The 14,600-nt window shown below is 33.6% G+C and carries 13 protein-coding genes and 1 pseudogene; 8 read left to right on the plus strand and 6 right to left on the minus strand.

All coding sequences use genetic code 11. The annotated features are described in order from the left end of the window. Positions 1 to 445: 445 nt before the first annotated feature. The 3 genes from C6H08_RS07685 to C6H08_RS07695 are packed head-to-tail and all read right to left on the minus strand — an operon-like array spanning position 446 to position 2,387. On the minus strand, positions 446 to 631 hold the full coding sequence (locus C6H08_RS07685; protein WP_004088541.1) for a hypothetical protein: 186 nt from the start codon (positions 629 to 631) through the stop codon (positions 446 to 448). A 21-nt stretch (positions 632 to 652) separates the two neighbouring features. Continuing rightward, complete coding sequence (gene trpS, locus C6H08_RS07690) at positions 653 to 1,630, minus strand: tryptophan--tRNA ligase (protein WP_034579340.1); 978 nt, start codon at positions 1,628 to 1,630, stop codon at positions 653 to 655. Between the two features lie 7 nt (positions 1,631 to 1,637). Further along, positions 1,638 to 2,387 (minus strand): alpha/beta hydrolase, encoded by a 750-nt coding sequence (locus C6H08_RS07695; protein ID WP_034579336.1) that lies wholly within the window; start codon positions 2,385 to 2,387, stop codon positions 1,638 to 1,640. Positions 2,388 to 2,571: 184 nt separating this feature from the next. Here C6H08_RS07695 and C6H08_RS07700 point away from each other — a divergent pair, with 184 nt between their 5' ends. The 8 genes from C6H08_RS07700 to C6H08_RS07735 all read left to right on the plus strand — a co-directional run bounded on the left by C6H08_RS07700 (position 2,572) and on the right by C6H08_RS07735 (position 10,979). Further along, positions 2,572 to 2,811 carry a hypothetical protein gene (locus C6H08_RS07700; protein WP_004088548.1) on the plus strand — a complete coding sequence of 80 codons (240 nt, stop codon included), beginning with the start codon at positions 2,572 to 2,574 and terminating at the stop codon, positions 2,809 to 2,811. Positions 2,812 to 3,155: 344 nt separating this feature from the next. Then, positions 3,156 to 3,863 (plus strand): TrmH family RNA methyltransferase, encoded by a 708-nt coding sequence (locus tag C6H08_RS07705; protein WP_034563035.1) that lies wholly within the window; start codon positions 3,156 to 3,158, stop codon positions 3,861 to 3,863. Further along, the gene (locus C6H08_RS07710; protein WP_034579333.1) at positions 3,856 to 4,971 is read left to right on the plus strand and encodes a hypothetical protein; all 1,116 of its coding nucleotides are present in this window, start codon (positions 3,856 to 3,858) and stop codon (positions 4,969 to 4,971) included. Before C6H08_RS07705 ends, C6H08_RS07710 begins: the two co-directional genes overlap by 8 nt. Further along, positions 4,971 to 5,819, plus strand: a complete 849-nt coding sequence (locus C6H08_RS07715; protein WP_034563031.1) for a hypothetical protein — start codon at positions 4,971 to 4,973, stop codon at positions 5,817 to 5,819. Before C6H08_RS07710 ends, C6H08_RS07715 begins: the two co-directional genes overlap by 1 nt. A gap of 52 nt (positions 5,820 to 5,871) precedes the next feature. Further along, complete coding sequence (locus tag C6H08_RS07720; protein ID WP_052099973.1) at positions 5,872 to 7,761, plus strand: ATP-binding cassette domain-containing protein; 1,890 nt, start codon at positions 5,872 to 5,874, stop codon at positions 7,759 to 7,761. Positions 7,762 to 7,781: 20 nt separating this feature from the next. Next, positions 7,782 to 8,402: an NYN domain-containing protein gene (locus tag C6H08_RS07725; protein ID WP_034563029.1), complete on the plus strand. Its 621-nt coding sequence runs from the start codon at positions 7,782 to 7,784 to the stop codon at positions 8,400 to 8,402. Between the two features lie 265 nt (positions 8,403 to 8,667). Next, the gene (locus C6H08_RS07730) at positions 8,668 to 9,087 is read left to right on the plus strand and encodes a L,D-transpeptidase family protein (RefSeq protein WP_052099972.1); all 420 of its coding nucleotides are present in this window, start codon (positions 8,668 to 8,670) and stop codon (positions 9,085 to 9,087) included. A 134-nt stretch (positions 9,088 to 9,221) separates the two neighbouring features. After that, a complete protein-coding gene (locus C6H08_RS07735; RefSeq protein ID WP_034579325.1) occupies positions 9,222 to 10,979 on the plus strand; it encodes a methyl-accepting chemotaxis protein in 1,758 nt (585 codons plus the stop codon). Here C6H08_RS07735 and C6H08_RS07740 read toward each other — a convergent pair. The 3 genes and pseudogenes from C6H08_RS07740 to C6H08_RS11530 form a co-directional block, all read right to left on the minus strand. After that, positions 10,950 to 11,450 (minus strand): hypothetical protein, encoded by a 501-nt coding sequence (locus tag C6H08_RS07740; protein ID WP_233708530.1) that lies wholly within the window; start codon positions 11,448 to 11,450, stop codon positions 10,950 to 10,952. The genes C6H08_RS07735 and C6H08_RS07740 overlap by 30 nt on opposite strands. A 157-nt stretch (positions 11,451 to 11,607) precedes the next feature. After that, positions 11,608 to 12,219 (minus strand): NYN domain-containing protein, encoded by a 612-nt coding sequence (locus C6H08_RS07745; RefSeq protein WP_034579562.1) that lies wholly within the window; start codon positions 12,217 to 12,219, stop codon positions 11,608 to 11,610. 314 nt (positions 12,220 to 12,533) lie between these two features. Continuing rightward, positions 12,534 to 14,600: pseudogene (locus C6H08_RS11530) on the minus strand (hypothetical protein); the annotation flags it as partial.

Consider the following 14,600-nt stretch of genomic DNA (forward strand, 5'->3'; position numbering starts at 1 on the left):
TATAGGTGATAGTAACAACACTTATTTCCAACAATAAGTGCAACAAGACTCTTTTGCCAATCTCAATCAAATGAAAGATTATTCAAGCCTACATAAAATTTTCATTGATACTGAATTCATACCGCTTGTAGTTGCATATTCAAGATAATTAACAAACACTCATTATTAATTTATCTTATTAAGAGTAATATTTCTCGCAACACGATTTTCTTTCGATGATTGAAAATTATAAAATCAAACTTCATATTTAATACTGCTCACAAAATCATGAAGAACCAAATAAACCTAATATATAATGCTATATATAAAGACATAGAAATCACTGAGTTTGAAAAAAACTTGTGTAGAAATTGTGTGGATTAGATTATGGAAAGTATGAACTATTTCCTAGCCACACTCCAAATAAATAAAAGCTTTTGTGAAATAACACTCTTGAGACTAAAGATTAAGCATCCTGAAAATCACGCAAGGTTTCAAGATTTAATCGCATCTCTTCAATCATATTATTGATTGTTTCTGAGTTTTTCGCGCTCTTAGATTCTAGCTTTTCAAAGTGGCTTTCAAGCTCATCTAATGAATCTTGAATCTGCTCTATAATCGTAGAAATATCTTCTTTTACAATGTCATCCATCGCTGTCTCCTTAAAATAAAATTAAATTAAACCCACTAGAGATTTTGCCCTATCATAAGTGCTTTGGGCTAGGTCTCTAATGTATGTTTCATCACGCGTGATTATACCATTAATATAAGTTTTTTCCTGCATGAATTGATGATATTTTTGTTGTATTGGCTCTAATTCTGCAAAAATGGCTTCAGCAAGTGCGATCTTAAACTCGCCATAGCCCTTAAAACTATTTTCAATCTCATTGCGACTTTTACCTGTGATACATTCATAAATACACAAGAGATTATAAAGCCCTACCCTTTCCTTATCAAACACAATCTCATTAAAGCTATCTGTGGTAGCTTTTTTGACTTTTTTTATAATGCTATCTTTAGAATCAAGCAGATTTATCGCACTATATTCACCTTTATTTGACTTACTCATCTTTACACTTGGATCATCAAGCGACATGATTCTAGCACCAACCTCTGCGATTAAGGGCTCTGGCACTTTAAAGCACTCTCCATAACGTTCATTAAACCTCATGGCAACATTTCTTGTAAGCTCTAAATGCTGCTTTTGGTCTTCTCCAACTGGCACAAAATCACTTTGATACAATAAAATATCAGCCGCCATTAACGCTGGATAATTAAAAAGTCCGACATTTATATTTTGCGGATTTTTCTGTGATTTATCTTTAAATTGAGTCATGCGACTCATCTCACCCATACCGATGTTGCAATCTAGAATCCACGCAAGCGCACCATGATAGTCAATTCTACTTTGCACAAACAGCTTTGTATTCTCGCTTGTAAGCCCACATGCAAGCAGCATAGCAAAAAGTTCTATAGTATTTTGCTGCAAAACCTTTGGGTCTTGGTGTATCGTTATAGCATGAGTATTTACAACACAATAGATATTTTCATATTCTGCTTGATTTTTTACCCATTGCTTGATAGCACCAAGATAATTACCTAAATGCAGACTGCCTGTTGGCTGGATACCTGAAAATGCTCTTTTTTTCATATTCGCATTATGCCCTTTTGTTAGCTACTTTCTGTAAAATATGGTTTCGACCTTTTAATATATAGCAGATTCCAAACTGCGATAAATATTTGCTTATTAATTTTGAGTTTGTTATTCTATCATTTTCTGCGATAAATACCACAAACTTTTGCGATTTTTTCTCTATTTTCTCTAAATCGATAGCATGAATATCCCATAGATTCCTTAAGGTTGTGAGTTTTTCAAATTGTGTAAAAACTCTACATTCCTTGTTATTATGAGAATCTAAGCACATTATATCGTCTGTTATGTGAAATCCAAGTTGCTTGCACAGCGTAGTATGATATTTTAGCTTGTCCTTTTTATATGAATGGATACATGCTTTTTTAAACAGATTCCATAATGTGTAAATATTAATATGAGAAAATTCTTTGGCAAAAGGCTCAAAGCTTACATGGGTTATGATTTGTGTATTGTTTTTAGAATCTAGATTCTCTACATTTCGCTTAAAAGATGTAATCAAATCAGAATCTAAACCCGCGATATTTAACACAGAATTGTTGGAAATATAATGTGCATAAAGTAGTGGTGATAAGAGAATAACCCTGCCAACCCTTTGTTTATTAGCAATCCTTTGCATAGCATATTGCAAAGCAGACAATGCCCCAGAGCTAAAACCTATAATGTCATAATGATTTGGCACATAACCAAAATCATGTAAAAGCAACTCAAATAAAGCATAATCACCATACAAACCAAAACCACTAAAATATCGCATAACATTCTCATAAATTTATAAAATCAAAACCAAATTGTATATATTTTCTGACAAGTTCTTTATAACAATACAAAATAAGTTATAACTCATACTTTAAGCATATTGACACATTGAGAGTAAAAATTTATTAGAATCTGCTATAATTTAGCCCATTTAGTTGAAATTAAAATAATAAGGAATGATTATGCTGATTTTAGACAAAAATTTTCAAGTAGTTGGTGGGATTGGTGTATGTTGCTCTGAAAGGGGTGATGATGTGCTTATTAAATGCACGAAACATGTAAGAAACTCTGGCATTACATCGCAAGTGATCTATCTAAAAGCAGAAACTCCAAGCGATAGAAAATGGCTTTGCGGTAATAGTGAAAAATTTTATTATAATGGCGTAAGTATCACGGAGATAGATGAAGATGACTTTATCTAAACTCTAGTTTGCAATTGGTTAAATGAAACTTTTATCTCTTTTATTGAAGTAAGTTGTAAGATTTAATCTGCGTATAGTTTGCCTTTTTACACACAATGCCTATTTGTTCTTTATTTACAAATTTTTAGGATATATTGTCTTTGGTGTATAGACATGGGCAATTCTACAAAGTTATGTCGTTACAAATACTTCTAGTCAAAGATTGAATAAAGGATTCTAAACAGCTAATAACATATATCATCAAAAATCTTTATCTATAAATACTTATTTCGATAAGCTAGAGTAAAACTCTAGCTTTTTTATGGTAGCATTACAGAAAAAATTAGTAGCTGTGGATTCTAGTAATGATTATTTTTGGGAAACAATGTTTTGAATATGTGATACATCATGCACCTACGCATATTCAAGAGATTTATTTAGCAAAAGATATAGAAAAGCCTTTGTTTGCTAAACTAAAAAGGCTAAATGTGCCAATCCTTAGGATAGATAATAAAAAGGCACAAAGTCTTGCACGGGGGAAAAATCATCAAGGTGTATTTGCAAAAATCAAGCCCATCGAGCAAACTCCATTTAAAGCCTTGCTTGATTTCTCAAGCCTAGTTGTATTATGCGGCATGAGTGATATTGGAAATATTGGGGCTATTGTGAGAACTGCCTATGCACTTGGCATTGGTGGGATTGTAATCAGTGATAGAGACACTTTAAACACGCAGGCATTAGAGGGGATTTTTAGATCAAGCAGTGGGGCATTACTCAATATGCCTTTTTCTTTTCATAAATCAAGCCTTAGTGTTGCCAATGAAGCAAAAATGAAACAATTTACACTCATTGGAGCAGGTAAAAATAATAAAAATATTTTAGAATCTACACCCAAGAAATGGGCTATTTTTATCGGCAGGGAAGATACAGGGCTACCACAAAAGCTATTAAATAAGCTTGATTGCACCTTGCATATTGCTATGTGTAATGGCTTTGATTCTCTAAATGCAAGCGTTGCAGCAGGAATACTCATTGATAGAATCCAACATATAAAAAAGGAATATTATGGCTGATTTTGACAAACTAAAACAAATGGATATAGAAGAAATTCATCGTAAAACAAGGATTACGCTAGTAAGACTACATGATATTTTGGATAAAAAATTTGATGATATTGATCCAACTAGAGCACATGGCTTTATGAAGATTCTAGAGCGTGAATTGCAACTTGACTTAAGCGAATGGGTAAAGGAATATGATGAATATAAGCAAATAAATACTCAAAAAGATCCTAATGTTTTAGAATCTGATACCATGCAAACAGAAAAACTACAACCAGATTCTACTAACACAAAAATAAGTAGCCCGCAAGCTTCCAAACAAGATTCTTCTAGACAAGATTTTGGAAATAAAGATTCTAAACGAGAAAATACAGATAAAGAGAATCCTATAAACACACAACAAGTAGAACCTCCAAAATCAAAACAACAAACAACAAACAATAAGCAGCAACTAAGCAGTATGAATATAGAAATCAGCATGCCAAAGCAACAAGTATCCTATAAGACGCTGATTATTGCAGTATCTAGCGTTAGCGTTGTGCTACTTGTCGCTTTTGGAATCTACTTTGTGGGTTCTAATAATACGCAGGCAAGTCATGTAGCAGAACAAAACAACACACAAAAAAGAATTGTTGAAAAGGATATAAAACAAACTTATCCTACAATCTCTCTTTATGACGCATTAAATGATAATGAAGAGAAAAGAGAGCAAATAGCCACAAAAAACAATGAAGCAAAAAATATAGACCAAACACTAGGAAAAGATTCTAAAGAACAAGACATAAGAGAAGATTCTAAAATAGCTCAACAAGAAGTAAAACAAGATAGTAAAAATACAAAAGAAATAACCCTTACAATCACACCGAAGCAAGATGTATGGTTTGCATGGGTGGATACTATCACAAAAGTGCGTGGAGAAAAATACACAAAGAAAACACCTATTACCCTTACGATTAAAAATCCTACGATATTTCATTTTGGCTATGCAGTCTTAAGCATAGAAGCAAATGGACAAACCTTTGAATACAATCAAAGAGGGGTAACCTACATGCTATATGATAAAGAAAGCGGCATGAAACTCATAACACAAAAAGAATACAAAGCATTAGGGGGCAAATAATGAATATATTTAGAATCTGTATAACCGCATTGCTACTTTGTAATATGCTTATCGCAAGTGAATTGCAACAAAAAGTGCAAAAACTAATGACAAAAAATAGCTATCAAGCAAATGAGAAATTTATAAAAAAAATCTTTGCCAATGAAAAGGCGTTCTATCAAGGCGGTAATCTTAATGTAGTTAAGGTGCTTAGTGCATTAAAAAGCAATGGCTTACTCTCTCTCAAGCTTGCAAAGCCTAGCAATGTATCTGTTACCTTCCGCCTTAACGCACAAAAGCAGACTGATAGAGAGCCTAGCTTTACTTTCCTTGCGTATAGTGCAAGTAATATTTTAAGCAGTATTGGCTACTCATATTTTTATGTAACCGAAGCAACAAAAGAAGATGAAAAAATAAAACTCACATACACGCTAAATGCAGAATCTAGTGTCGATCCAATCGTTATGGCTACAAATCTAACTAAGCGGGGCTATGCAATCATTGATGTCAATCGCTACTCCGCTACACACTGGATATATGATATAAGCTTATTAAACTCAAATATCGCAGCAGCAAAAGTCCTTGCAAAAGGCACAAATACGCTTACACAAATTAATGGCAAATACTGGCTTACAGCCATAACCACAGGCACAATCCAAATCACACCAAAAGACAACACAGAAGCATGGTATCCAAAAATCCTTATTTTTGACAACGCTATGAATCCACTTGATGCGATTATGCTTACAGATTCTAAAACAACATACAAGATAGACTTGCCACAATCAGCAAGACACATTCTTATCACAGATAACTATAATGCGACAATATTGCGTAATGGGATAGAGGTTAATCATGTGCCAAAATGATGCCTACAAACCTTATATACCTTTAGAATTTTATGATTTTTAGGATTTAGTGATGAATAGAGAAGGTGTATTAGCAGATACAACAAAAGATTTACTTTTATCCATTAAGTGTTTATGTGCTTCATTTAGCACAAGCACAAAAGATTCTAAATCTCATAAAACCTATATAGAATCTAATAGACACGCAATATGGAATACAGATAATAAGAATCTAGATTCCAAAATTTATACCTCAAATCCCCTAACCCACCCAGATTTGACACAGAATCTAGATTCTAAACCAACCGCTTGTCATACTGAGGCGTTAGCCGAAGTATCTAATGTAAAAACTAAACAAGATTTTTCGCCTATGGCTCAAAATGACAAGATTCTAGAATCTACACGCAATCACTTTTGCTTACAAAATATCAATATAGAAATAAAGCAAGGGCAGATTCTAGGACTTGCGGGTGAGAGTGGAAGTGGTAAAAGCTTGCTTGCAAGAATTATAATGGGACTTGAACCAAATATCAACATACACAAAGGTGAGATAAGATTCTGTAATTATGATTTATTGCAATTACAAAAAGAGAGAAAATCCAAAACCATAACAACGCAAAATCTCTCAATGCAACATATTTTGGGCAAAGAAATCTCATACATACCACAAGACCCGCTAAGCTCACTCAACCCACTCCATAAGGTATATAAACAAATTGAAGAAACACTTATCATACATAATCTTATGAGAGATTCTAAACAAAGAAAAGCACATATAGAATCTATTTGTAATGAAGTTGGGCTTGATTGCAGCCTACTTGCTCGTTATCCACATGAGCTAAGTGGCGGTCAAAGACAAAGGGTGGCAATCTCTCTAGCCCTTGTTGCAAATCCAAAGCTAATCATCTGTGATGAGCCTACAACCGCCCTTGATATGTCCCTAAGTATGCAGGTGATAAACTTGCTGAAACAAATTGCAACAAAACACCGCGTTGCAATGCTTTTTATCACACATGATTTAGGCATTTTACGCGCTCTTTGTGATACCTATATCATTATGCAAAACGGACGCATTATAGAAACTCTCACACTTTATTCTACACCAAAACACAGCTACACGCAAAAGCTTTTTCAAGCAAACTTTCTTGAAACAAAACAATACAACACCACGCAAACACCAACTATAATGCAGCTAAAAGATTTTAGTGTAGGCGTTAAAAAAAGTAAATACTTTCGCAAAAAACTATCTATAATTACAAAAAATATCAATCTCACCTTGCAAGAAGGTAAAACTTTGGGTATTACAGGGGAAAGCGGTAGTGGTAAAAGTTCCTTAGCAAAAGGTATATTACATCTCATGGATACACAAGGCATAGATTCATATTTTAATCAGACTTTATCTTACAATGGAAAAGTTGATAAAAGGTATTTAAAAGAAATGCGAAAAAACATGCAAGTCGTTTTTCAAGATTCTATGAGTTCTCTTAATCCAAGATTTCGTGTAAAAGATTTAGTGAGCGAGGGGCTAAAATTGCAAAAAAAGAGTGATGAATCTATTATGCAAGAGATTGAAAAAATCTTTAATGTGCTAGATTTGGATAGAAGTTTGCTTACTCGTTATCCAAGTGAGCTAAGTGGCGGTCAAAGGCAAAGAGTAGCAATTGCTCGTTCTATGGTGCTAAATCCAAAGATTCTGATCCTTGATGAGCCTACAAGTGCACTTGATAAATTCGTGCAGAAAAATACGCTAAAACTCTTGCATGATGTGCAAAAAGCTTATAATGTGAGCTATATACTCATCACGCATGATTTAGGCGTTGTTGCAAATTTATGCGATAATGTAGCAGTCATATTTCAAGGTAAAATTGTCGAATATGGACATACACAAGCTATAATGTCAAATCCAAAACATGACTACACAAAAAAGATGGTATCTATATACCAAGATTTTTATATCGCTTAAATCTATTTGAAGGAGATAGTATGGCAAAGAATTTAGCATTGTTTATTGATTGTGATAGACTCGAAGCGGCGTTTATGACACTTATTTTTGATTATTTGCAAAATGAGGGTTACAATATTTGTGTAAAACGCGCATATATCACAAAAGACAATCTGGACTTATGGTATAGTCAGCTTGATAGACATTATTTTAGAATCTCAATAGGCAATAGTCAAGCAAACAATAATATGCGTTTAAGTGTAGATGTATCAAAAGCACTTTATTCTGGCAACTACGATAGCATTGCAATCGCGTCAAACTATCGTGAGTTTGGCGTTTTAGCAAGTGAAGTGAGAACAAAAGGGCTAGAAGCTTTATGCTTTTATCAGTTTTCAAAAGGCAATGAAGCGTTTTTGAAACGAGCCTATAATATCATCTACAACCTAGAGCCAAAAAATGTGAGCGAGCAAAGTAGCGAGATGACATCAACAGGTGATATGCTTGATATATTCGCATCAGCACTTGAGGGCTTAGACACTCAAACACTTGGAGAAAAAATAGGCGATCAAACCACTTCAACAAAAACCACTACGAGAAGACCTAGAGCTACCAAAAGCACAAAGATTACAAGCACAAAAGCAACAACCGCAAAGAAGAAGTAATTACAAAATAAAATAACCATAATGTGCTTAGTGTATATAAAGGAACGACTTTATATACAAAGTGTTTTTATGTAAGACAAGGCATGTATTAGGCAGATAGATTTAGCATTTTTAGAGTGAAGCAATGAAACAAAGTCTTACCAAAGCTATTATAGTAATTTTGCTATTTTTTGTATCCTAACCTTACTTTATCAAATAAGCATTGCGACAGAAAGGGGGCAAGAATATCCCATAGACTTAAGCTTAAAAGGTAGGGTAGCAAAGATTGTCGTGCATAAACAAAAAAAGAATATTAGAACTCTACGATGATAAAAATAAGCTATTAAAAAGTTATCCGCATATCGCATTGGGTAAAAATCCGCAAGGACACAAAGAGTTTGAAGGTGATAGTAAAACGCCTGAAGGCTTGTATTATATTGATTCTAAAAACCCAAAATCCCGCTATTTTCTCAATCTTGGCATTAGTTATCCAAATAAGCTAGATATTGCCAATGCTAAAAAACACAATAAAAATGCGGGTGGCGATATCAAGATTCACGGATTACCAAATGGCATGAATATTGCAAAAGATCTTTTTAAACAATATGGCGATTGGACTGATGGTTGTATAGCCCTTGATAATGCAAGCATGAAAGAATTATATGAAGTGATTAGTATCAACACACCCATTTATATATTACCTTGAAGATAAAAACAGCAAAATATACCCGCCTAGTTTTTCTTAACTTTTCAAAGTCTTTTAAAAGTTGTAATAATCCTACTTTTTGAATCATTTTGTAATTTTTATGATAATATTAGAAACTTACAAAAGGGATTATAATGAAGTTTTATAAGAATCTCTCACTTAAATCAAAATTCCTAAGCCTTGTTATCGGCTTTTTTATAGCATTTGTCATTTTTTTGGTGCTGACAATACTAGGAGAAGAAAAGTCCTCCAAAGCTACACAAGAACAAATCATCGCAATGTTACAGCAAGAGATTGAAGCAAAAATCAAGCTTAGCACAGATTCTATGGCGAGTGCGCTTGGTGAGCTTGTCAAGGGATTGGATGAAAATGAGCAGATACAAATCATTTCTAAAGCCATTAGCAAGATGTATTTTGAAGATGATAAATCAAGCTATTATTTTGTGTATAAAGAAGGAGTTGCTTTAGCATATCCACATCAAACAGACATTATAGGCAAGTCTTTGTGGGATACAAAGGACATTAATGGCACTTATTTCATAAGGGATCTTTTTGAGAGCGCAAAAGATGAGAGCAAAAGGGGTAAATTTGTCTATTATGTTTTCCCTAAGCCCCTGCCAGATGGAAAGTTTGTTGATGTACAAAAAGTATCTTATGCACAGCTTATCCCCAACACCGCAAATATTTGGATTGGCACAGGCGTGTATATTGACACACTAGATTCCCACACACACGCTACTTCACAGGGGATTTTGAGTAATATCTCTCAAACGATATACAGCAATATCGCCATTTCAATGGTGGCGTTTTTGCTTATCTTTTTCCCATCAATGTGGCTATTTTACAGCACCCATTTGCGTGGAATCTTAAACTTACAGCACAATGTCTTTGCCTTTTTTGCTTATCTTAACCACGAGAGCAAAACAATGGATTCTATCCCACTAGATTCTAAAGATGAGATCGGTCGTATGGCAAAGGCGATTGATGAGAATGTCAAACGCACACAAGATGGGCTAGAAAAAGATTCTAACCTTGTGCGTGATGTGCTAGGTGTCGTAGAGGAGGCAAAGCAGGGGCGATTTGGCTCTGTGATAGAAAATACAAGCCTAAATCCGCAAATCAATGAGCTAAAAGATGCGATAAATCAAATGTCGCACACGCTTTTAAATCTTGTCGGCGAGAATCTCAAAAATACCGCAAGAGTGTTTGAAGCTTATAAAAATAATGACTTTACTGACAGGATAGAAAACCCTAGAGGGCTTGAAAATGCCGTAAATAGCTTAGGGGATTCTATGGTGAGTATGCTTTCAGTCTCTAAAAACTATGCCAACGAACTTGAAGTAAAATCTAAAGAATTAGAATCTTCTGTGCTTGAGCTTACAGAGAGTGCCAACACTCAAAGTGCATCATTGGCACAAACTGCCACTCTCACAGAAGAGATTGCCCAATCTATGCAAAATGTGAGTGATCGCACAAATGAAGTCATCGCACAAAGCGAAGATATTAAAAATGTCATCGGCATTATTAGAGATATTGCAGATCAAACAAATCTTTTGGCTTTGAATGCTGCCATTGAAGCCGCAAGGGCAGGAGAGCACGGCAGGGGTTTTGCGGTTATTGCTGATGAGGTAAGAAAGCTTGCCGAACGCACACAAAGAAGTTTGGGTGAAATTGAAGCAAATACAAATCTTTTGGTGCAGAGTATCAACGATATGGCAGAATCCATTAAAGAACAAGCACAAGGTGTCAATCAAATCAATGATACTATCTCGCAACTTGAAGACATCACGCAGCAAAATGTAAAAATTGCCAATCATTCACGCGATATAAGCACCGCACTAGATAATGTCGCAGTAAAAATTTTAGACGATGTGAATAGTAAGAAGTTTTAAGGTAGCTATTAGAGTCTCGTTGTGCTGACATAAAAAAACATTTTTTTGGAGTTTTGCAAAAAAAAGACTGGTCCTAATAAATGATTCTGCTTTTATTAAATCTTTTAATTCATCTTTATATCGATTGTGCATAAGTCTGTATATTTCTAGTTTTATTGCCACCCATATTAAAATACTTATGTTAAAGGGTGTTGTGCCAAGTAAGATAATAGCTACAAGTTGCAAGGTTTGATATTCTTGCAGGGCATCACTTTTAAACATAGCAGAAACGCTTAAAATAACAACTAAGCTAACGAAAAACTGCATTAAAGCGCAAAAGCTTAAAAACTTCCACTTCACACCCTTTTCATTAACAAAGAATTCTACACCTCGACTCATATATTCCATAGCATAGAATATACTTATGCTTAAGAATGGAAGTATAAAGAATTGATAATAATCATAAATAATATTTCCGATTGTTCTTAGCATTTTGCTTTTTATCCTTAATGGTTTATTTGTGTTTCTGACTTTGAAAAAGTAAAAACATCTCTTTTTATACACATATTTGAAAAGGCTTCGCCCTTGTGGGTATAAAATAGTTTATTGTATTGCATTATATTTATTTTTTATAATTGAATTAAAGGGGTTATTTTGTTGGATATGTATAAGGGCAGGATAAAACTTGATTGCTTGAAGTAGTGTAGGCTTGTGGCAAAATACTTTTTTGTAAATGTTTTATTTTAATTTTTGATTTCTTATCTACAAAATCATACTCATTCGCTTTTCTACCATAAGGGATAACTATATGAATTTTAATGCCTTTTTCTTGGGCAATTTTTAGTGGTGGGATTAAGTCGGTATCGCCGCTTATAAGTTGAATAATATCAGGCGGCTTATCTTGATACATATCATTAATAATATGAGTGGCTATATTGACATCGGTCTGCTTTTCTTCGTGCTTTTTTATTTCCTGCTTACAATTATGGCAAAAGACTCTTTTTAGCTTAAAATGCCCCATAATCACTTCTACACGTAAATCTTGCAGGATAGCTACATAATTTTTATGTCTTATGTATGATTGTGATTTCCACTTTGGGTATGCGGTAAAAAATTTAATCTTTATTATTTCATCGTTGCGAGATAAGAATCTAGTAGAGAGCTTGTTGATATTTTGCCACTTTAGATATTCTCTATTGCTTCCTAAATCTTTAATGGAATGATAAAGATTAAAGCCATCAATATATGTTATAACACGCAAAAATACTCCTTAAATCCCCCTACGCGTATGCTAATAGGGGGGCTTCATAGGATATACCTATAAAGGAAGCAAGAGAATTCTACTTGATTTTGTTAAAAATGTCAAGTAATTTTTATTTTTGTGGTATGATTTTATTCCCTTCAAGGCTTAGAGATTTTTAATCTAGACTTATAAGTGCTTTTGCATTTTCAAAATCTGCATTATACACTCTATAACCTTGTTTTTTATGTGTTTTTATATTATAATTACACTCCCTCCAAGGCTTAGAGATTTTTAATCTAGGGGGAGTTAGAATAAGGAATCCTTGGTGATGTCTAACTAACCACTTTTACGCAATTTCTCACCTGTGCAATCACATCTTTTAAATCAGTCATCGGCATACCTGTAATGTCTATTCTATCGTTATCTTGCGTTATATACATATAATATAAATCGTGTGTTTCTTTATGCTGGTAAGCCTTAATATAGCCTTTTCTTGCGTGTCCTTCTCTCTCTAATTCTAGTGTAATGTCTGGGTGTGCTTTGGTGTCATCAATAAGTTTAGAATAAAGTTTTCTTTCTCTCTCATCGATTTTCCCTTTAAAATGTTGAAATAAATTTTTTATATCATCTCTTGGCATACCTTCTGGCATAGGGGCTGGTTTTATCTCTTTAAGATATAAAATTGCTTCTTGTTTATCTTTGCTTAATTCTTTAAAAGCCTTTGTTTTTGCATAATTATCTATTTTAGTAATCGTCTTTTGTTTTATTTGTGCTAGTTTGTCTTGTTTCTCTTTTTCTTTTATATTTTTAGATTCTAACTCTTTTTTCAAACGATATAAAAACTTTGCTTCATAAGTGTTATTTGTATCCTTTATCATTTGTTGTATAAGCTTTAAGGCTGTATCTGTCCCTTTAGCTTTTATTGCATAATCCACTTGAAACCTTGCATTATCTATAAAATCTTTTAGGGCTTCTACTTTGCTTGGTTTATTTTCTTGTGGTGCTTTATTTGGTAATTTATTTTTTAAATCTCTTATTCTTTGTTCTACTAAATCCAACTTATCTAAAAATTCACTATTATGTGCGGGGCTAAAACTATAAGTGGCATAATCGCTTCTATTGCTTTGCATAATCTTTTCTAAATGTGCTTTTTCTTTATATGCTGTTTCTAAATCATAGTTAGCAATTCTCTCAATCTCTGCGGCTTTCTCTGCTTCTTGTTGCGCTTTTAATTGTGTTTCTTTTTCTGCGTGCAGTCTATCTCTTTCTTTATTTAATGCTTCTACTCTCTCATCTGTTTCCTTTCGTATTTTATCCATTTGCTTATAAAATGGTTTTTCTTTTTCTTGTGCTAGAAACTCTGAAGCATCGCCTTTATATACCTTTTTTATATCATCTTCCATATTTGCCAATATATTTTCTGCATAGTGGTTTCTATCTCTTGGGTTTTCTAGTGAATTTGCCATGTTTAAAAATCTATCTGCTAAGCCCTCTTGCTGTTGATTAAAGGTAAATTCATGTCCTTTCATAATCTTTCTTTCATTTATCATAAATTCTGCATAGCTGTCTATATCTTTAGAATCTGCATTGATTTTTTTTAATAGCTCTTGTTGTCTTGGCTCAAGTAATAAGGCTTGTTTGATAGATTTTTCAAAATCTGCTAGTTCATCATCTGGGATTTCTATATATTTTCTGCCATTCTCATTTACTTCGTATGGTTTTGTTTGCGGTGTAGTTCCATTTGGGGTAGGCAAGTCAGGCTTGTAACCCTTTTTGGTCAAAGCAAAAGAATTAGCGGTGGGCTCATAACCTTCAGTAGCGTTTGAGTTTTGACTTGTTTTCTTATAACTTTCAGAATCTTTACTTATTTGCGTATTTGTATTTTCTATTATGTTTTGATTAGTGTCTAATGTTTCATTTTTTCCATTTAACGCAGGATTTTTAAAATTCATCGGTTCTTTAAGGTTTCTATCGCTATAAAATGTTATTATATCATCGTTAATGGGTTTAGATAATTGCGGCAGGTTAGAGTTGTCCTCCCCATTAACATTATTCACCACTAACCTAAATCTTGTATTATCTTTTTCCCATTCATATAATCTAGCCCCATCTGTATCAATAAATGGTTCTTTATGCTTTTGTAGATATGTTCTTACTTCTTGTCCTAAATTAACTAATTCTAAATCTGTTACATAACCTTCTTTTGTGTTGTCTGTTGAGTGCCTTATTTCGATATGCTTTGCCCCTTTTTTCCTATCGCCTTTTGATAGTCTCAAAGCATTATCAATTGTGTCTAAATCTTGTCGTATAAAGGTTGCATTCTTCCCATTATACATTACATTATAAATGCCCCTTTGTTCCTTTTTTAATAACTCGGCTTCTTTTATCTCTGCTATTTC

The sequence above is a fragment of the Helicobacter bilis genome, assembly GCF_900198365.1.
GTDB classification, from domain to species: domain Bacteria; phylum Campylobacterota; class Campylobacteria; order Campylobacterales; family Helicobacteraceae; genus Helicobacter_A; species Helicobacter_A bilis_B.